We start from the raw sequence: 18,770 nt of genomic DNA on the forward strand, positions 1-18,770 counted from the left end.
GCTGGCTGCTCACGGTGGGGCGGCGGCGCGCGATCGACGCGTTCCGCCGCCGCGCCGGCCGCGACGAGCGGTACGCGCTGCTCGCGCGCGACCTGGACGAGGCAGCGCCAGGGGCCGACCTGCTCTTCGACCCGGACGTCATCGACGACGACGTGCTCGCCCTGATCTTCACCGCCTGCCACCCGGTGCTGTCGCGGGAGGCGCGCATCGCGCTCACCTTGAAGGTGGTCGGCGGCCTCACCACCGAGGAGATCGCTCGGGCGTTCCTCGTGCCGGTGCCGACCGTGCAGGCGCGGATCACGCGCGCGAAGAAGACGATCGCCGCGGCGCACGTGCCGTTCGAGGTCCCGGCCGGCCCCGATCGCCGCGAACGGCTCGGGTCGGTGCTGAGCGTGATCTACCTGATCTTCACGGAGGGCTCGTCCGCCACGGCGGGGGAGTCCTGGATGCGCACCGACCTGGCCTACGAGGCGGTGCGGCTGGCGCGCGTGCTCGCCCGCCTGGAGCGCGAGCCCGAGGTCCACAGCCTGCTCGCCCTCCTGGAGCTGACGGCGGCCCGATTCCCGGCCCGCACCGCCCCGGACGGCGGCCCGGTGCTGCTGGAGGACCAGGACCGCCGCCGCTGGGACCGCTCGGCGATCCGCCGCGGCCGCGCGGCGCTCGCGACCGCGGTCGCCGCCGGCCGGGGCCTCGGCCCGTACGGCCTCCAGGCGTCGATCGCGGAATGCCACGCGGTCGCCCCGTCGGTCGCCGAGACGGACTGGCCGCGGATCGTCCTCCTCTACGAGGCGCTCGCGCAGGTCGCCCCGTCGCCGATCGTCGACCTGAACCGCGCCGTCGCCGTGGCGATGGCCGACGGCCCGGCTGCGGGGCTGGCGGAGGTGGAGGCCGTGGAGCGCAGCGGAGCCCTGGCCGGTTCCCACCTGCTGCCGGGTGTGCGCGCCGAGCTCCTGGCGCGCCTCGGCCGCACCGCAGCGGCGGCGGACGAGTACCGCCGCGCCGCCGAACTGTGTGCCAACGTGGCCGAGCGCTCCGTGCTCCTGGCGAAGGCCGCGGCGCTGACGGAGTAGCCCGCAGCGCGCGCGATGCCCCTCAGTCCAAGTGGTCCAGATACCGCAGGATGATGCCCTCCCGCAGCGCCCACGGGCACACTTCGAGCACCGGCACGTCGAACGCGCGCATCGCCTCCCGCAGCACGACGCCGCCCGCGACGATCTGGAACGTGCGGTCGGCCGTGATCCCCGGCAGCGCCGTGCGCGCGTCGGCCGTCAGTTGCGCGAGTCGCGGCACCCAGTCGGCCAGTTCCGAGCGGCGGAGGAGACTGCGGTCGGTCCCGCCGGGGCCGCTCGCGGTCGAGCCGGCCAGGCGGGCGAGCGAGCGGATCGTCTTGGAGGTGCCGATCACGTGCGCGGGGCCCCGGTCGGTGAACTGTCCGACCGCGTCTTCCAGCGTCGTCCTCGCGTGGTCGCGCAGCGCGGTGAGCTGGTCGGCGGTCGGCGGATCCTGGTGCAGGAAGCCGATCGTGCTGCGGCCGGCGCCGAGCGGCAGCGACACCGCGGTGTCCGGGTACTCGTCCACGCCGGCGGCGATCTCCAGCGAGCCGCCGCCGATGTCCATCAGCAGGATGGAGCCGGACGACCAGCCCGACCACCGGCGCACGGCGAGGAACGTCAGCCGCGCCTCGTCCTCGCCCGAGAGCACCTGGAGGTCGACGCCCGTCTCCTCGAGGATGCGGGCGAGGATGCGGGGTCCATTCGTGGCCTCCCGGATCGCCGAGGTCGCGAACGGCAGCAGCTCCTCGATGCCCTCGGCGCGGCCCACCTCCACCGCGGACCGGATGGCCTCCAGGATCGCGCTCTCGCCCTCGGCGCTGATCGAGCCGTCCTCGGTGATGTAGCGCATCAGCCGCAGCACGGACTTGTGCGTGGCCGCGGGCAGCGGACGTGCGCCGGGGTGCGCGTCGACGACGAGAAGGTGGACGGTGTTCGATCCCACGTCGAGGACTCCGAGGCGCATAGTCAGACAGTAGTGGTCACTCGGCGGCCCGCAGTAATGAGTCGATGCGGGAACCTTCTTGCGTCACGCCTAGGAGAGTCCGCGACCGAGATAACCGGCCACGAGCGCGCTGAGGATGCGTTGCAGCCGTGGCTCCACGTCGATCAGCGCGTGCGACATGCGCGGGTCCGACCGGTACAGCGCCGCGACCTCAGCCGACGGAGTCGCGATCTGCCAGAAGGTCCCGGCGACGGAGGTCGCCGTGGCGACCACGTCGACGCCGTCTTGGTCGCTCAGCCCCGGCAGGGCGGCGCGGATCGCGGCGACGATGCGGTCGAGGCACTCGCGAGTGGTGAGCTTGAACGCGCTCACGGCGTCGAGCGACACGTTGCGCTCGAGGTTGAGCGGCGCCTGCGCCAGAAGGTCGCAGAACGCTCCGCGCGCTGCGAGCGTGCTCGCGAACGCGGCGGCGACGGTGGAGGCCGTGGCCGGCCGATCCGCTGCGATCCGGCCGCAGAGCACCGGCGTCCATTCGCGCCAGCCGTCCGCGGTGAGCCGCAGGAAGATCTCCTCCCGGGTCTCGAAGTAGCGGAGCATCGCCGACTTGTGCATGCCCGTCTCGACCGCGATGTCGGTCAGCGTGACCTGCCGGATGCCGTCGCGCGCGCCGAGCGTGCGGGCGGCCTCCAGGATCGCGGTCTCGCGGGCGTGCTTGGCCTCGGGAGAGCGTGCGCGCTGGAAGCCGGCGGGCTGCGGGTCGGAGGCGGTCATGCTGAGAGTTTACCGCAACGCTGTTGCACAAATTAATGAAACGGTGTTTCATTAATGACATGCAGAAGACATGGTTCATCACCGGTTCCTCCCGCGGCTTCGGCCGCGAGCTCGTCGTCGCCGCGCTGGAGGCCGGCGACCGCGTCGCCGCCACCGCACGCCGCCCCGAGCAACTCGACGACCTCGCCGCGCAGTACGGCGCCCGCGTGCTCCCGCTCGCCCTCGACGTCACCGACCCCGAGCGGGTCCGCACCGCTCTCGACGAGGCGCACGCCGCCTTCGGCCGGCTCGACGTCATCGTGAACAACGCGGGTTACGCCAATGTCGCTCCCATCGAGACCGCCGACGACGCGGATGTCCGCGCCCAGTTCGAGACGAACTTCTGGGGCGTCTACACGGTGTCGAAGGCGGCCATCCCGCTGCTGCGCGAGCAGGGCGGCGGTCTCATCGTGCAGTTCTCGTCCGTCGGCGGCCGCGTCGGCGGCTCGCCCGGGATCGCGTCGTACCAGGCGGCGAAGTTCGCGATCGACGGGTTCAGCCGGGTGCTGCGCGCCGAGACGGCGCCGTTCGGCATCCGTGTCCTCGTGGTCGAGCCCAGCGGGTTCCGCACCGACTGGGCCGGCTCGTCGATGACCGTGCACGACGTCCCCGCCGGGTACGAGCAGACCGTCGGCGCCGTCAACGCGCGCTTGCGCCAGAACGCGGAGGGGCCGGCGGGAGACCCGCGCCGCGCCGCCGAGATCCTCGTCGCTCTGGCCGGCCGCGACGACCTCCCCGAGCATCTGCCGCTCGGCGTGAACGCCGTCGAGATGTCGCTCGCGCAGGACCGCGACCTGCTCTCGGACGACGAGCGCTGGGCGGCCGTCGGCCGGTCGGCCGACTTCGCCGAGCCCTATCCGGTGGCGTTCCCGGCCTGAACGCCCGGCGGATCCGCCCGGACGCCACCGCGTTCGTCCGCAGCGCGACACGCGGCCCCGGAGGCGCGACACGCCGGGTCGCTGTACCCAGTTCGGAGGTGGGAATGTCGGTGGTCCCGCGTAATCTCAGGGGTGTGGGACGAGGGCCCGAAAAAAACCCGGAAACACTACATGTAGTGGAATGACAATCGTGTCATTCGGGTTATATAGTGGGTAAACACCGCGAGGCGCGCGGATGAAAAGACTTCAGGGGAGGCCATCATGGACTACGAAAACGACAGTGTCGGCGGCTATGCGGTTCCGGTCGACCCGATGGACCTGCTGCAGTGCGACAGCTGCCAGTAGTCCGCTGACGACAGCTTCGAGAACCCCGGCGCCGAGTGCGCCGGGGTTCTCCTTTTGTGTGGGGATGACGTTCGGCTCGGGGGATGACCGCTGCGCGACTCCGCGGGGCCCCACCCCCGCTTGCGTAGAATCGACGGGTGCCAGTGAATCCAGAGCTCGTGGGGCGCAGCTTCCCGCCCACCCCTCCCTACCTCGTCGGCCGGGAGAAGGTGCGCGAGTTCGCCGCCGCCGTGCTCGCGACGGATCCGGCCAGCTTCGACGTGGCGGCCGCGCAGGCGGCGGGTCACGCCGACCTCGTCGCGCCGCCGACTTTCCCGGTGGTGGTGCAGCAGCTCACGCTCGACCAGCTGCTCGCCGACCCGGAGGCGGGCATCGACTTCAGCCGCGTCGTCCACGGGGACCAGCGGTTCACCTTCACGCGTCCCGTGATCGCGGGCGACGAGTTGACGGCGACGCTGACCGTCACGTCGGTCAAGTCGCTCGGCGCGCACTCCATGGTCACCGCGGAGACGGTGATCGTGGATGACTCCGGCGAGCACGTCGTCACCACTGTTTCCACCCTGGTCGTTCGAGGAGACGAGTGATGGCCACCCCCGATTTCGACACCCTGACCGTCGGCGACGTCGTCGCCGAGCGCTCGTTCGACCTCAGCCGCGACTCGCTCGTCCGCTATGCCGGCGCCTCGGGCGACTTCAACCCGATCCACTACCGTGACGACGTCGCGACGTCGGTCGGCCTGCCCGGCGTGATCGCGCACGGGATGCTCACCATGGGGCTCGCCGTGCAGCCGGTGGTCGACTGGGCGGGCGACCCGGCACGGGTGGTCGACTATCAGGTGCGGTTCACCCGCCCGGTGATCGTGGACCCGGCCGAGGGCGCGCGCGTCGAAGTGACGGCCAAGGTCGGGCAGCTCGACGCGGAGGCGCGGGTGGCGCGCATCGACCTCACGACGACGTTCGACGCCGGGACCGTCCTCGGCAAGGCGCAGGTGCGCGTCTCGCTCGCGTGAACGACGGGCGGACCGTGGACGACAAGCTGACCGAGACCCCCTCCCTCGCCGAACTGACGACCATGCGGGTCGGCGGCGTGCCGGAGGCCCTGATCGCACCGGCCGACCGCGACGCGCTCGTGGCGGCCACCCGCGAGGTGTGGGCGTCGGGCGAGGACTGGCTGCTCCTCGGTGGCGGCTCCAACACCGTGGCGAGCGACGACGGCTTCCCCGGCACGGTCATCCGTGTGGCGACCCGCGGGGTCGAGCGGCTCGACGCGCCGGAGGGCCGCGTGCGCCTGCGGGTGCAGGCGGGCGAGCCGTGGGACGACGTCGTCGCCCTGACCGTGCGGAACGGCTGGTCGGGGGTCGAGGCGCTGTCCGGCATCCCCGGTTCGACCGGCGCTGCACCGGTGCAGAACATCGGTGCGTACGGCCAGGAGCTCGAGTCCGCCCTGCTGGGCGTCGAGTTCCTCGACGCGGACACCGGCGAGGTCCGCCGGCTGACGCGCGCGGACCTCGGCCTCGGCTACCGGACCTCCATCCTGAAGCGCGGCCTGCTCGGCGTCGTGCTCACCGTCGACCTCGAGCTGGCGGACAACTCGGTGCCGGGCGGCATCGGCGCGCCGCTCAGCGCCCCCGTCGCGTACGCACAGCTCGCCGACTCGCTCGGTGTGCCGCTGGGATCGCGCGTGCCGGTGGCAGAGCTGCGCCGCGCCGTGCTCGCGCTGCGCGCCTCGAAAGGGATGGTGCTCGACCCGGCCGACCCGGATTCGGTCAGCGCGGGAAGCTTCTTCACCAACCCGATCGTCTCGGAGTCGTTCGCCCGCAGCCTCCCGGCGAACGCGCCGCGCTGGCCCGTGACGCCTCCGGAACCGGACATCGTCATCGGCCTCCCGGCCGGCGGCGTGCACCCCCTCGACATCCCGCCGCTGGCGGGCGGCCCGTACGACGTGAAGCTCTCGGCGGCCTGGCTGATCGAGAACGCCGGGATCCGCCGAGGATTCTCCCTCCCCGGCTCGGGCGCCGCGATCTCGTCGAAGCACACCCTGGCGATCGTCAACCGCGGCCATGCAGGCGCAGCAGACATCGCCCAGCTCGCCTCGTTCATCCAGGCCCGCGTGCAGGCGGAATTCGGGGTTCTGCTGCGGCCGGAGCCGGTGCTGGTGGGGTTGGACCTGTAGCGGCACACCGCCGCCACGACTCACGCCCGCAGCGCAGCCGCGAACGGCAGCACCGCGCCGGCGCCCGCCCGGCGCAGTTCGCGGCCGGCCACGGTGACCGTCCAGCGGCTGTCGATGAGGTCGTCGACGAGCAGCATCGGCGCGCCCGCCGGGATCGCGAGCGGGGAGGCGTCGAAGCGGTCCCAGACGCCCGCAAGGCGGTAGGTGCTGTTGCCGCCGGGGCCGCCGGACGGGCCGCCGCCGCGGAGGCCGAGGGCGCCGAGGTAGGGCAGCCGTCCGATGTCGGCGAGCCCGCGGGCCAGGCTCTCGGTGAAGCGCGGGCGGCCACGGGACGGCACGGCCACCACGGCCGCCGGGCGCGCCGCCCAGTCCCAGTCGGCGAGAACCTGCACGCACGCCTTCAGGATCTCCGGCGGACACTCGACGTCGGCCGCGCCGACGTCGAGGAGCTCCCGGAGGCGTCCGCCCCAGCCGAGGTCGGTCAGCCGGGCCAGCACACGGCCGGTCTCGAGCTGCTCGCCCGGTGCGATCTTGCCCCGCACCGGAACGCCGAGGCTGTCGGCGCCGGTCGGCCAGAGCTTGCGAGGTTCCACCGGGACGCCGACCCGATCGAGCTCCGCCGCAATCGACTGCCGGGCGTCCGCCGCCACTCCCGCCGGATACCATTCGCCTGCGCAGCGGTCGCAGCGTCCGCACGGGCCGGCGTCCGGATCGTCGAGCTGCCGCTGCAGGAACTCCATGCGGCAGCCGGGCGTGCGCTCGTACTCGAGCATCGCCTGCTGCTCGGCCTCCCGTGCCGCCGCGATGCGCTCGTAGCGGTCGCGGTCGTACGCCCACGGCTGTCCCGTCGACACCCAGCCGCCCGGCACGCGTCGCACGGCGCCGTCGACGTCCAGCACCTTGAGCAGCAGCTCGAGCGTGGACGCGCGCAGGTCGACGCGGCTCTCGAGCACCCGCGTGGACTGCACCTGCCCGCTCAGCGCTCCGAGCAGCGCTGTCGCCTTCTCCTCCGTGGGCATGGCCGCCGTGGCGAAGTACCGCCAGATCGCCCGGTCCTCCGGGCCCGGGAGCAGCAGCACGTCGGCCGACTCCGTCGCGCGTCCCGCCCGCCCCACCTGCTGGTAGTACGCGACGGGGGAGGACGGCGCCCCGAGGTGCACCACGAAGCCCAGGTCGGGCTTGTCGAAGCCCATGCCGAGGGCGCTGGTCGCGATGAGCGCTTTGACGTCGTTGCGCTTCAGCCGGCCTTCGAGCTCCTCGCGTTCGGCCGGATCGGTCTGCCCGGTGTACGCGGCGACGTCGTGGCCCGCCCGCCGCAGCACTCGGGCGGTGTCCTCCGCCGCCGACACGGTCAGCGCGTAGACGATGCCGCTGCCCGGCAGGTCCGCGAGGTGGCCGGCGAGCCAGGCCAGCCGCGCGGTGGCGTCCTCGAGGGCGAGGACTCCCAGCCGGAGCGACCTCCGCGCCAGCGGCCCGCGGATGGTGCGCACGGGAGAGGACAGCCCGTGACCGCCGAGCTGTTCCTCGACGTCCGCGACCACCCGCTGATTCGCGGTGGCCGTCGTCGCTAGGACGGGGATGCCCTCCGGCAGCGTGGCGACGAGGTCGCGCAGCCGCCGGTAGTCCGGTCGGAAATCGTGCCCCCAGTCCGAGATGCAGTGCGCCTCGTCGATGACCAGCAGGCCGCACCGGTCGACCAGGGCCGGGAGCTGCTGGTCCCGGAAGTCCGGATTGTTGAGGCGCTCCGGCGACACCAGGAGCACATCCACGCTGTCGTCGCGCAGCCGCGCCGCCACGTCGTCCCACTCGTGCCGGTTGGCCGAGTTGATGGACAGCGCTCGCACGCCGGCCCGCGCCGCCGCCTCGACCTGGTCGCGCATGAGGGCGAGGAGGGGCGAGACCAGGATGGTCGGCCCGGCGCCCCGCTCGCGCAGCAGCATGGTCGCGACGAAGTACACCGCCGATTTGCCCCAGCCGGTGCGCTGGACGACGAGCGCCCTGCTCCGGTCGTCGACCAGGGCCGAGATCGCTTCGAACTGGCCGTCGTGGAACTCCGCGTCCGGTCTGCCGACGAGCGCGCGGAGGCGGCCCAGGGCCCGTTCGCGCGTGGTCTCTTCGGTGGTGTCTGTGGTGCTCATGCAGCCATCGTTCCAGACGGCGCCGACGTCGGAACCCGAACGGGCGAATCTGTGGAACGTCCGCCTGATCCGCAGCCTGTGGAGGAGTCCCGCGTGTCCGGGTCGACGGTCGGCGAGTCGGGTGATCGAAGGGATGAAGTTGTCCGCTCGGTCCGCCAGGCTGACGCGGATCGGCCCGGGGCGAGGGGAGGAGCGGCCGTACAGTCGCCGGGTGTCCACTCTCACCCGCACCCGCGCACAGGCTCCGATCCGCCCGTTCGAGCTGCGGCTCCGCCTGCCCAACGGCACCTCCGCCGTCGTCGTCATGGACGCCCGCAACGTGGGAGAGGCGCTCGACATGGCCCGCAACGCGCTCGGCGACGTCCAGGTCATCGAGTCCCGTTGAGCCGTCGTCCGTGACAGCCGACGCGACGGGCCGCACCCCGCTCCGGGTGATGCACGTGGTCGACAGCATGGGCCACGGCGGGGCGCAGCAGGTCGTCGTCGATCTCGCCACCTGGCTGGCCCTCGACCGCGGTGTCGAGGTCTCGGTGTTCGGGGCGGGAGGCGCATCCGCTGCCCGGTTGGCGCCGGCCGTCCGCTTCCTGCCGCACGAGGACGGCGGCTTCCTCGGCCAGACCCGGCGGCTGCTGCGCGCCGCCCGCGAGACCCGGCCGGACGTGCTCCACGCGCACCAGCGACGCGAGGCCCTGCAGGCGCTGATCGTGGGCCGGAGGCTCGGCATCCCCGTGGTCGAGCACGCGCACACGCGGCTGCCGAGCGTGCGGCCGCGCTGCCTGTCGTTCCGCAGCCGTGTGATCTTCGCCGTCGGGCCCGCCGTCGCAGAGATGGTCGTGCTCGATGCGGGCCGGCCGGCCGAGCGCGTCATCATCGTCGGGAACGCCCCGGCTCAGCGCGCCGACGCTCCCGAGCCGGTCCCGAACGACGTCACCGACCCGCTTCGCCTCCTCGCCGTCGGCCGGATGGTCGAACAGAAGGATCCGCTCCGGTTCGTGCGGGTGGTCGCCGAGCTCTCCGCGCAGCGACCGGTCGAGGCGACCTGGGCCGGTGACGGCGAGTTGCGGGACGCGGCGCGCGCGCTGGCGAACGAGCTGAACGCGCCGATCGACTTCGCCGGCCAGGTCGCCGATGTCCCCGCGCGGCTCGACGCAGCGCACTTCCTGGTGATGACCTCCCGCTGGGAGGGCACCCCGCTGGCGGTCCTGGAGGCGTTCGACCGCCGCCGGCCGGTCGTGGCCACGGCGTCGGCCGCCAACGGGTTGCTCGCCGCCGGCAAGGGCTTCGAGGTCGCCGACGACGCCGGCGACGCGGAATTCGCGGCCGTCATCGCGAGCGCGGCCGCCGAGCCCGCCACTCGGGCCGCCGTGGTCGACACGGCCAAGCGCTGGGCCGACTCCGAGGCGTCGCCCGAGCGCGTCTTCGGGCCCGTGCTCGACGCGTACCGGCGGCTCGCCCGTCCCGCCGTCCGCTCGTGAGCCCGCTGCTGCTCTTCGGCGCGGCGATCGCGATCCTCGCGGTCGTGCTCCTGATGGTCGTGGTGCCCCCACGGATGATCCGCGGTCTCGCCGTGTCCTTCGCCCTGGTGGCGGTGTCGTTCGGGATGGCGAACTTCGCGCCGAGCGGAGTCCGCTCCGGCGCCTCGATGGCCGCCATCGGCGTGCTCGTGCTCGCGTTGGTGCGCTCGCGGGCCAGCACGTCCGGGGGCGTCCGGTTCTGGACGGTGGCGGCCTGGTGGGGATTCATCTCGCTGAGCGTGCTGCTCACCGGCAGCTACGGCACCAATCGCATCGTGCTGTACTTCGGGCTCGGGACGCTCGTGGCCTACGTGGCCTCCTCGCTCACGCGGCCGGAACTCCGGATGGTGTACGGCACCATCGCCGGTCTGGCGGCGGCGCAGGTCGGGCTGGCGGTCGTGGAGATCCTCGTCCTCCCGGAGCCGGTCTGGGGCTATACGGGCATGGTCCGCCACAACCCGTTCGTCAACGACCTCTATGCGCGCGGCCAGGGCACCTTCGGTCACCCGATCGTGTTCGCCGTGTACTTCGGGGTCGCGGTGATCGTCGCCTGGTCGAATCCGGCGCGCTGGTCTCCGCGCTGGAGGCTGGTCAACCTGACCATCGCGACGTTCGGGCTGGCCCTCTCGGGGACGCGCAGCGCGGTCGCCTCGGTGGCCGTCGGCCTGCTCGTGCACGTCGCGCTCAACCGGTCCTTGACCTCCTGGCTCCGCTCGCTGCTCGGTGTCGGCGCGGTCGTCGTCGTTCTGCTGAACATCGACATCGGAATCGGGACCATCGTCGCCAACCTGCTCGACTCGGGCTCCTGGACGCACCGTCTCGGGGCACTCGAGTCCGTCCCCGCCCTCCTGGGGCGGCCCCCGCTGGAGGCGTGGTTCGGTCACGGGTTCGGCAACGAGAACATCCTCTACGACCGCGGCCTCATGCAGCAGATCTACCTCCGGGCCGTCGACAACATGCTCGTCTACGCGCTCGGCACACTGGGCATCGTGGGCCTGGCGGTGCTGCTCGTGTTCTGGGCAGTCGCCTTCTGGTTCGCCGATCGCACCGTCAAGGCCGTCCTCGCGATGCTGTTCGCGATGTTCTTCTCGTTCGACCTCTTCACCTGGATGAACGCGGGCGTCCTCGCCAGCCTGATGATCGCCCTCCCGCGCTCGGACGAGCGGAACCAGGGGCTCGCCCGGCCGGCGGAGACGGCGGTCGCGCTCCGGGCGACCTAGTTCACGTGCCGAGGCGCTGCAGTGGCACGGGCGCCGTCACCGTGCCGCGCGGATCGACTTCCGCGTGCGCTGGACATCGCGGCGGGACGACGTGGCGTCCTCGTCGTGCGACGCGCCTGCCTGCGGCTCCGCGCCCGCCGGGGACTCGGACTCCGCCTGCGACTCCGCCTCGTGCGTCGTGTAGTAGTCGTTGCGGTAGTACCCGTAGTCGTGCGAGTCGATCCCGTTCGGCGGGATCTTGTTGAGCACGGCGCCCAGCACCTTGCCGTTCACGCGGGTGACCGAGCGATAGGCCTTCTGGAGCTGTTCCGCGGTGACCTGCTTGGCCCCGACCGTGATCACGACGCCGTCCGCGATCGTCCCGAGGATGGCCGCGTCCGTCACCGACAGCAACGGCGGAGCGTCCAGGATCACGGTCGCGACGCCCGAGAGCGCGTCCACCAGCTCGCGCATCGTCCGCGAGCCGAGGAGCTCGCTCGGGTTCGGTGGGACCCGGCCGGCGCCGAGCACCCGGAGGTGGGTGCTGGCGGTCGGGGCCTGGAGGGCGTCGCTCAGGGCGACCCGGCCGCTCAGCACGTCGGTGAGCCCGACGCCGCCGCGCAGGTCGTAGAGGGTCGACTGCATCGGGCGGCGCAGGTCGCAGTCGATGATGACGACGTTCGTGTTGCCCGAGACGATGGCGTCGGCGAGGTTCGCCGTCAGGGTCGACTTGCCCTCACCGGGGATCGAGCTGGTCACCACGATGACCTTGGGCGGGTTGTCGACGTCGATGTAGCTCAGGTTCGTGCGCAGCTCGCGCAGCGACTCGGAGATCGCGAAGATCTGCACGGAGTCCGCCCCCGAGGTGTGCTCGATGACCCGCCGACGATCGGACAGGGCGGGGCTGGCCGGCACGGTCCCGATCACCGGGGCGTCGAGAAGACGCTCGATCTGCTCCACCGAGCGGATCCGGCGGTCGAAGTGCTGGCGGAGCAGCGCGTAGACCAGGGCGAGCGCGCAGCCCGCGAGCACCGCGAGCACGAGGGCCGTCTGGATGTTGGGCGACGACGGGAAGTAGGGTGCGCGAGCATTGGCCAGCGGGACGAACGCGAGCGCCGGGTCGCCGACCGATCCCTCCGGGGACTCGAGCGCCCGCACCTGGTCGGAGAGGGCGGTGATCCAGGCGTTGGCGAGCTTCGCGGCGCCGTCCGGGGTGTTCGCGCTCGCCGTGATCTCGATGATGGCGGTGTCGGCGGGGAGGCTGGCGCTGATGTGCCCGAGCAGATCGGAGACGGAGCGGTCGGTGCCGAGGATCTCCTGTGCGCGCTTGGCCACCGCGTCCGAGGCGGCGACGCGCACGTACGACTCCGCACGCGACTTGGCCAGGCTCTCGCCGGCGAATGCCATCGAGAGGCTCTCACCGGTCGCCGCCTGGGTCAGGCCGGTCGCGGTGGACTGGTACACGCGGGGCTGCAGCGCCGTGAACCCGGCCACGAGGCCGATCGTCGCCAGCACGATGATCGCCTCGCCGAGCCAATAGCGCCTGATCATCCGCACGAAGTCGCGGAGGTCCCTGCCCTTCGACTGGTTCTCCGTGGCGTCCGTCGACGAGGTCATCTCACAGCTCCATTCCGGCGTCGTCGGCCTTTTCGAGGTCGTCGGCCTGTTCGAGTACGGGGTCGGGGTCGGCCTGCTCCAGCAGTCGGAGCCGCACCAGCTCGTCGATGAGCGACCGGCAGTCGGCGCCGGCCGTCTCCGGGTGGCCGGGGAACGAACGGAGCAGCTGCGTCACGATGTCGTCGTCCGCGGTGTGGCCGTCGAACGACCTCCAGAGCATCCCGGACGTGCCGTTGAGGACGAACTGCCGGAAGTCGCGGATGTCCGTCACGGCCCAGCGTCCCGCCGAGGTCTCGACCCACACGATCGACCGGTCGTGACGGTGGACGCGGGCGGAAGATTCATCCTCGATGTCACCTCTGGCGGCGGGAGCCATCAGCTCCGCCACTCGAGCACCCCCGCGCGGACGAGGTCGTCGATCGCGCCGCGCAGGGCCCGCTCGTCGCCCGGCGCGGCGCCGTGGACCGTGCGCAACCGGTCGAGGAGGGCGTCCTTCGGGCGAGCCTCGTCGGTCTCCAGCCAGAGCGTCTTCGCGATGCCGGCGAGCGCCCTGACGGCGGCGCCGTGGGCCAGGACGAGCACGTCCGCCGTCTCGACGGCGTCGCTCGCCCGCGTGCGGACGAGTCCGGACCCCGCGGCCGCGTGGTCGTCCGTACCGCCGATGACGGTCGAGAAGGCGACCTCCTCTGCCGAGAGCGGCGGCGAGAGCGGGAGACCGGCGGGATCGAGCTCGCCGACGTCCGTGTAGCTGAGCAGCTCGATCCCGCCCAGGCGTCGGATGAGCTCCGCGATGGCGCCGAGCGGCGCCGGGTGGTGCTCCAGCCCCGAGAGCTGCGGCACGAGCGCCTGGATGCTCTCGATGAGGTCGAGCCGGCGGGAGCGCGGCGCGCCCGGAGCGGCCGATCCGCGGTTCAGGACGACCACGCGTCCCACCTCGTACGAGGCGCCCTCGGCCACGCGGAGACCGAGCTCGCCGGGTGCGAGCTGCAGCTTCGCCGGGCCTCCCCGGTCGACGGAGAGCGGTTTCGGGTACGGGATGACGCGGCCGTCGTGGCCGACCAGCACCGTCTCGTCCGTCAGGTAGCCGTTGGCGCCGGCGAGCCGGGTGACCGCGGTCGTCTTCCCGGCGCCGGACGGCCCGACGAGCAGGATCGCGCGGCCGTCGTGGCCGACGACCGCCGCGGCGTGGAACAGCAGTCCGCGTCCGGCGTTCAGGTCGATGAGCGTCCGGGTGATCCGGGCGCTGGCGTCGGCCAGCGCGGCTGTGATCGAGTCAGGGGAGTCCGCCCACGTGCTGAGGGTGAGCTCGTGGTCGGTCTCGGAACGCGGGTCAAGGAGGAGCGCGGCCCATGCGCGGGCGAAGGCCGTGGCGAGTGCGTCCGATCCCGGACCGGTCACCCGGATCCGGAGGCGCCTGCCGAGTGCGCCGACGACGAACCCGCGTTCTGCGTCGTCCGGGTGGTTCGTGAGGGCGGGCACGGGGTCTCCTCAGTGGGGTCGGGTCGGGTCAGGCCTGGTCAGGTCAGGGCAGAGAACCAGTCTCGACGGGTGCCGGGCCGGTGCGGCGCTCGGGGCCTCCCTCGCCGTCGCGTCGCCGGTCGGGTGACGCGGCCCCGTCACTCGACCGATGCTGAGCCGAATTCCCGGGTGAAGAACGGCAGCGGTCGTGCCGCTCCCGCTGTGCGATGCCCGGGAGCGGCTGCGCGCCGGGGCCATCCTGTCCGTCTGCAACTGCGACGGCGGCGCCTCCCGCCGCGACATCGACACGAGGGGAGTCCTGATGTCCGGGAACGGGTTCTGCGTCCTCTTCGTGTGCACCGGCAACATCTGCCGGTCGGCGATGGCCGAACGGGTCCTGACGGCGCGACTGGGATCCCCGGCGCGCTCCGGCGGCGCAGATCGCGGCGCGGTCGTCGTCCGGAGTGCGGGCACGCGGGCCGTCGTCGGCCGGCCGATCTCGTCGCAGACGGGTCCCCGGGTCCGCGCCGCCGGCGGCGACCCGCGCGGGTTCGCCGCCACGCAGCTCACCGAGTCCGTCATCGCCGGCGCCGACCTCCTCCTCGGGTTGACGCGCGAGCACGCCACGCGGGTCACCGAACTCGACCCCGGCGCCTTTTCGCGGACGTTCACACTGTTGGAGTTCGCGCGCGCGATCGAGGGCTTCGGGGCCGATCCCGAGGATCCCGCCGATCCCCGGCGGTGGCGCGCGCTCACCGAACGGGTCGTGGACGACCGCCGCCGCGGCCTGCTCCCGCCACGCGGCGACGACGACATCGCCGACCCGTACGGCCGCGCCGACGACGCATTCGACGAAATGGCACGCCGGCTGGTCCCGGCGATCGACATCCTGGCCGGCCGGAGGTCGCCGGCATGACGGCGACCTCGGGCGTCGAGTCCGAGCCGGGAGCAGCAGCGCTCGACGGGCCGCCGCCGGCCGACGGGACGCGGAGGAGGCAGGGCCGGCGCCGCGAACAGCGCAGGCGGCGGCGCCGGATCTGGATCTGGCTCACCGCCGCCGCCCTGGTGATCCTGCTGCCGGTGGCGCTCGTCGGCGGTTACCTGGTCTGGCTGGGGTCGTCGTTCGACGGCGCCGTGGGGCGAATCCAGCACGCGTTCCCCGACGAGGCCGGGCGCCCGGCCGCCGTCGAGGGCGCGATCAACCTCCTCCTGATCGGGTCGGACTCCCGGACCGGACTGCGCGATTCGATGTCGGGCGCCGCGACGGGGGAGCGCTCCGACACGCTGATGCTCGTCCACCTCCCCGCCGACCGGTCGGGGATCGTGGTCGTCTCGCTGATGCGCGACCTGTGGGTGCCTGTCCCCGGCCACGGCGAGGCGAAGCTGAACGCCGCGTTCAGCTGGGGCGGCGTGCCGCTCGCGGTCCAGACGGTGGAGGGCCTGCTCGGGGCGCGCATCGACCACGTGATGGTCGTCGACTTCGGCGGGTTCGGTGCGCTGGCCACGGCGCTCGGCGGCGTGACGGTCTGGTCCGAGCACGCCTTCGCCTCGAAGAACATGCCGGGCTACCGCTTCGAGAAGGGCGAGAACCGGCTCGAGGGATCCGCGGCGCTCGCGTTCGTCCGCGAGCGGTACTCGTTCCCGGACAGCGACTACCAGCGCGTCCGCAACCAGCAGGCGTTCATCCGCGGCCTGCTGCAGGGGTTCGTCGGCGCGCAGGTCCTGACGGATCCGGGCAGGACGCAGAACGCCATCGGGACGCTCGCCCGCTACATCGCCGTCGACGAGGGGCTGACCGCGCCGGTCGCCGCGTCGCTCGCGTTCGACTACCGCGGCCTGAAGCCGGACGCGATCCACACCCTCACGCTGCCCACCGCCGGGACCGGAAGGTCGCCGGACGGGCAGTCGATCGTGCGCGTCGACGAGGCGCGCACCGGGGTCCTCAGCAAAGCGCTCGCGGCCGACGACGTCATACCGACGCTCGAGAGCGGCGCGCTGGGCAACGGAAGGAACTGATGGTCCGCACCGATTCACAACACGCGCAGACTCTGACCGGCCGACTGCGCGCCGCGCGCCCGCTCCTCCTGGCGGATGCCCTGGTCGTCGGCGTCGCTCTCGCCGCCGCGCACGTCGTCCGGTTCGGCACCCGGGACGATCCGGCCAGGATCGGACCGCTCGACACGTCGTATGCGACGGTCTCCGTGGTGCTCGGGCTGCTCTGGATCGGGATCCTCGCGGCACTCAACGGGTACGTGTCGTGGCCGCGGCGGCGCAACGGCCCGTCGTACTGGCCGCCGGTGCGCGCGACCGCATGGCTGGTCGCGATCCTGGCCGTAGCCTCCCTGGTCCTCCAGCTCGACCTCTCGCGCGCGTATCTGGCCTTCGCCATCCCGATCGGCTTCTTCGGACTGCTCGCCGTCCGCTTCGTCTGCCGCACCTGGATCTACGCCCACCGTGCGCGCGGCCGGTACATCCGTCGCGCACTGGTGGTGGGGACCCCGGAACGGGTCGCCGAGCTCGCGGCGGTCTTCGCGGAGCGTGCGGCGCCGATCGCCGTCGACGTCGTCGCCACGACCGGCGTCGAGAACGCGCGCGGGCCGCAGCTGCGGCAGCTCGTGGAGCAGCACCGGGTCGACATCATCGTGCTGACCGAGGAGCGCGGCGGCGCGAACGTCCGCCAGCTGCTCTGGGATGTGGAGGGCGCCGGCGCCGTGGTGTGGCTCTCGATCGACGTGCCGGAGCTCGCCGCGCCGCGCGCCGAGTACTTCCCGATCGACCGGCTCCCCATCATCGAGGTCGCACCGGCCGACCGCTCGATCACGCGGCGACGGGCGAAGCGCGTCTTCGACGTGGTGCTCAGCTCCGTCGCGCTGGCGTTCCTGCTGCCGGTCATCGCCGCCTGCGCTGTGCTGATCCGGCTCGACAGCCCCGGTCCCGCGTTCTTCGTCCAGTCGCGGGTGGGACGCGACGGCAAGCTGTTCGGCATCCTCAAGCTGCGCACCATGCGGGTGAACGCGGAGGAGGAGGTCGCGGACCTGCTGCACCGGAATGAAGGCGCCGGTCCGCTGTTCAAGATCAAGGACGATCCGCGGGTCACCCGGGTCGGCGGGTTCCTGCGGCGCACGTCGATCGACGAGCTGCCGCAGCTGTGGAACGTGCTGAAAGGCGAGATGAGTCTCGTGGGCCCGCGCCCGCCGCTCCCCTCCGAAGTCGCCGAATACGACAGGGACAGCCACCGCCGGCTCATCGTCAAGCCGGGGATGACCGGGCTGTGGCAGGTCAACGGGCGTTCCGATCTGACCTGGGAGCAGGGGGTGCGGCTCGACCTCTTCTACGTCGAGAACTGGTCGGTGGGCGGGGACCTCCGGATCCTCTTCCAGACCGTCGGAGTGGTCCTGCGCCCGAACGGGGCGTACTGAGGGCCGTCGGCTGCCGCCGGCATCAGCGTTCGCGCCGGTCGTCCGCCAGCACGGCCAGCGCCTTCGGGAGGGCCTTCACGCCGCGGACCCATCGGCGCAGATAGCCTCCGGCGAGCTGGACCGCCCCGAGCCGGGTCCGCGTGGTCTCCTTCACCAGCGCTGCGGGCGGCGGGAAGAGCGCGAGACGCAGTTTGGTCAGGCGCTGCCGCGGCGTGGCCCGCCTCCACAGCAGAGCCCGACGTTCGGCGGCCTCGGGGAACTCGGTGCGCAGCCGCCACTCGGCGGAGGCCTCGCCCCAGGCGAAGTCCACGTCGAACGGCTTCAGGCGTTCCAGGAAGGGTCGCGCGGTGGCGAGCGCGCCGAGCTCCCGGGCGCGGCGGAGCAGGAGCGCGACATCCATGTCTGCGCAGCGCACGACGAGGTAGTCGAGCTCGTCGCGATGCCGTCGGGAGAACCGGGAACGGATCGCGTGGACGGCGCCGATCATGATCGCGTCCGCGAGGCCGGGGATGCAGACCCGCTGGTTGCCGCACCACATGACCGTGCGCTGCGCCCAGATCGACTCGAAGAGGTCGCCGTCCGCTTCGAGGCCCGGATAGCGGAAATGGACATCGACGTCGACCGACCATTCGGGGTGGTACAGGCTCGCGCTGTGCAGGGGGAAGGTGTCCGTGTCCGGGTCGTGGGCCCGCCGGCGCCAGCCGCGCTCCTCCAGAGCGGCGATCAGCGAACCGTAGTCGTCGTGGCTGACGAGCACGTCGACATCGCTGCTGGTGTGGGCAGGACGGAGTCCGTATACGGCGGCGGTGATCCCCTTGATGACGAGCAGGCGGACGCCGAGGGTCGTCGCCAGGCGCGCGACGGCCGCGGTGAGCAGCAGCGCCGGGTCGGCGACCACGGGAGGGTCGGAGGCGAGTCCGGGCTGATTCACCATGCTTTTCACTCCAGGGATTTGATCGGGCGTGATCGACGGGGCCCCGCGCAGTGTGGGCCCGGGCCGTCTCGCGCGGGACTCCGCCGTGATCGGCTGGATCGCGCCGGCCGCCCGCGGCTGTTCACACCCATAGTCACAGGGCTTCGCGGGCTCGCTCCCGGTTCCGTGCCCGAGACGGCTGGTGCGGTGAGCCCCGTGGGATCGGCGCCGCAAGGTGACCACGCAGGTGATCCTCGCTCACCGCCGGCGCGGGATTCCGCAGGCCGCCGGGATTGGGGCCCGCTCGGTCCG

At 72.5% G+C, this 18,770-nt stretch carries 18 protein-coding genes; 11 read left to right on the forward strand and 7 right to left on the reverse strand.

Annotation, left to right across the window (positions count from 1 at the left end):
- Nucleotides 1-1,070, forward strand: a 1,070-nt coding sequence (locus AC3A3H_RS03100; RefSeq protein ID WP_487613081.1) for an RNA polymerase sigma factor, incomplete at its 5' end; no start/stop codon positions are given.
- Nucleotides 1,071-1,092: 22 nt separating this feature from the next.
- Here AC3A3H_RS03100 and AC3A3H_RS03105 read toward each other — a convergent pair.
- Complete coding sequence (locus tag AC3A3H_RS03105; protein ID WP_487613082.1) at nt 1,093-2,016, reverse strand: Ppx/GppA family phosphatase; 924 nt, start codon at nt 2,014-2,016, stop codon at nt 1,093-1,095.
- Nucleotides 2,017-2,085: 69 nt separating this feature from the next.
- On the reverse strand, nt 2,086-2,766 hold the full coding sequence (locus AC3A3H_RS03110) for a TetR/AcrR family transcriptional regulator (protein WP_487613083.1): 681 nt from the start codon (nt 2,764-2,766) through the stop codon (nt 2,086-2,088).
- Between the two features lie 59 nt (nt 2,767-2,825).
- Here AC3A3H_RS03110 and AC3A3H_RS03115 point away from each other — a divergent pair, with 59 nt between their 5' ends.
- From AC3A3H_RS03115 to AC3A3H_RS03130, 4 genes are all read left to right on the forward strand, one after another.
- On the forward strand, nt 2,826-3,683 hold the full coding sequence (locus AC3A3H_RS03115; protein ID WP_487613084.1) for an SDR family NAD(P)-dependent oxidoreductase: 858 nt from the start codon (nt 2,826-2,828) through the stop codon (nt 3,681-3,683).
- A gap of 482 nt (nt 3,684-4,165) precedes the next feature.
- Nucleotides 4,166-4,612, forward strand: coding sequence for an FAS1-like dehydratase domain-containing protein (locus AC3A3H_RS03120; protein ID WP_487613085.1), 447 nt, complete (start codon nt 4,166-4,168; stop codon nt 4,610-4,612).
- On the forward strand, nt 4,612-5,037 hold the full coding sequence (locus AC3A3H_RS03125; RefSeq protein WP_487613086.1) for a MaoC family dehydratase: 426 nt from the start codon (nt 4,612-4,614) through the stop codon (nt 5,035-5,037). Before AC3A3H_RS03120 ends, AC3A3H_RS03125 begins: the two co-directional genes overlap by 1 nt.
- Nucleotides 5,038-5,051: 14 nt before the next feature.
- Nucleotides 5,052-6,200 (forward strand): UDP-N-acetylmuramate dehydrogenase, encoded by a 1,149-nt coding sequence (locus AC3A3H_RS03130; RefSeq protein ID WP_487613087.1) that lies wholly within the window; start codon nt 5,052-5,054, stop codon nt 6,198-6,200.
- Nucleotides 6,201-6,220: 20 nt separating this feature from the next.
- On the opposite strand, the gene AC3A3H_RS03135 is transcribed toward AC3A3H_RS03130, so the two are convergent.
- Nucleotides 6,221-8,338 (reverse strand): RecQ family ATP-dependent DNA helicase, encoded by a 2,118-nt coding sequence (locus tag AC3A3H_RS03135; RefSeq protein ID WP_487613088.1) that lies wholly within the window; start codon nt 8,336-8,338, stop codon nt 6,221-6,223.
- A 211-nt stretch (nt 8,339-8,549) separates the two neighbouring features.
- On the opposite strand from AC3A3H_RS03135, the gene AC3A3H_RS03140 reads away from it, so the two are divergent.
- From AC3A3H_RS03140 to AC3A3H_RS03150, 3 genes are read left to right on the forward strand one after another with little or no spacing between them, the layout of a single operon-like run.
- Complete coding sequence (locus tag AC3A3H_RS03140) at nt 8,550-8,723, forward strand: hypothetical protein (RefSeq protein ID WP_487613089.1); 174 nt, start codon at nt 8,550-8,552, stop codon at nt 8,721-8,723.
- Between the two features lie 10 nt (nt 8,724-8,733).
- On the forward strand, nt 8,734-9,813 hold the full coding sequence (locus tag AC3A3H_RS03145) for a glycosyltransferase (protein ID WP_487613090.1): 1,080 nt from the start codon (nt 8,734-8,736) through the stop codon (nt 9,811-9,813).
- Nucleotides 9,810-11,072, forward strand: coding sequence for an O-antigen ligase family protein (locus tag AC3A3H_RS03150; protein ID WP_487613091.1), 1,263 nt, complete (start codon nt 9,810-9,812; stop codon nt 11,070-11,072). The genes AC3A3H_RS03145 and AC3A3H_RS03150 overlap by 4 nt, the downstream gene beginning before the upstream one ends.
- Before the next feature lie 36 nt (nt 11,073-11,108).
- Here AC3A3H_RS03150 and AC3A3H_RS03155 read toward each other — a convergent pair whose 3' ends face one another.
- From AC3A3H_RS03155 to AC3A3H_RS03165, 3 genes are read right to left on the reverse strand one after another with little or no spacing between them, the layout of a single operon-like run.
- Nucleotides 11,109-12,668, reverse strand: a complete 1,560-nt coding sequence (locus AC3A3H_RS03155; protein ID WP_487613092.1) for a tyrosine-protein kinase domain-containing protein — start codon at nt 12,666-12,668, stop codon at nt 11,109-11,111.
- Between the two features lies 1 nt (nt 12,669).
- Nucleotides 12,670-13,044 carry a PqqD family protein gene (locus tag AC3A3H_RS03160; protein ID WP_487613093.1) on the reverse strand — a complete coding sequence of 125 codons (375 nt, stop codon included), beginning with the start codon at nt 13,042-13,044 and terminating at the stop codon, nt 12,670-12,672.
- Nucleotides 13,044-14,147, reverse strand: coding sequence for a hypothetical protein (locus tag AC3A3H_RS03165; protein ID WP_487613094.1), 1,104 nt, complete (start codon nt 14,145-14,147; stop codon nt 13,044-13,046). Before AC3A3H_RS03165 ends, AC3A3H_RS03160 begins: the two co-directional genes overlap by 1 nt.
- A 187-nt stretch (nt 14,148-14,334) precedes the next feature.
- On the opposite strand from AC3A3H_RS03165, the gene AC3A3H_RS03170 reads away from it, so the two are divergent.
- The 3 genes from AC3A3H_RS03170 to AC3A3H_RS03180 are packed head-to-tail and all read left to right on the forward strand — an operon-like array spanning nt 14,335 to nt 17,545.
- Nucleotides 14,335-15,042, forward strand: coding sequence for an arsenate reductase/protein-tyrosine-phosphatase family protein (locus AC3A3H_RS03170; protein ID WP_487613095.1), 708 nt, complete (start codon nt 14,335-14,337; stop codon nt 15,040-15,042).
- Complete coding sequence (locus tag AC3A3H_RS03175) at nt 15,039-16,142, forward strand: LCP family protein (RefSeq protein WP_487613096.1); 1,104 nt, start codon at nt 15,039-15,041, stop codon at nt 16,140-16,142. Before AC3A3H_RS03170 ends, AC3A3H_RS03175 begins: the two co-directional genes overlap by 4 nt.
- Nucleotides 16,142-17,545, forward strand: a complete 1,404-nt coding sequence (locus AC3A3H_RS03180; protein WP_487613097.1) for a sugar transferase — start codon at nt 16,142-16,144, stop codon at nt 17,543-17,545. The genes AC3A3H_RS03175 and AC3A3H_RS03180 overlap by 1 nt, the downstream gene beginning before the upstream one ends.
- Before the next feature lie 22 nt (nt 17,546-17,567).
- On the opposite strand, the gene AC3A3H_RS03185 is transcribed toward AC3A3H_RS03180, so the two are convergent.
- Nucleotides 17,568-18,479 carry a nucleotidyltransferase family protein gene (locus AC3A3H_RS03185; RefSeq protein ID WP_487613098.1) on the reverse strand — a complete coding sequence of 304 codons (912 nt, stop codon included), beginning with the start codon at nt 18,477-18,479 and terminating at the stop codon, nt 17,568-17,570.
- Nucleotides 18,480-18,770: the final 291 nt, after the last annotated feature.

This window comes from Leifsonia sp. Soil_N53 (assembly GCF_057655165.1).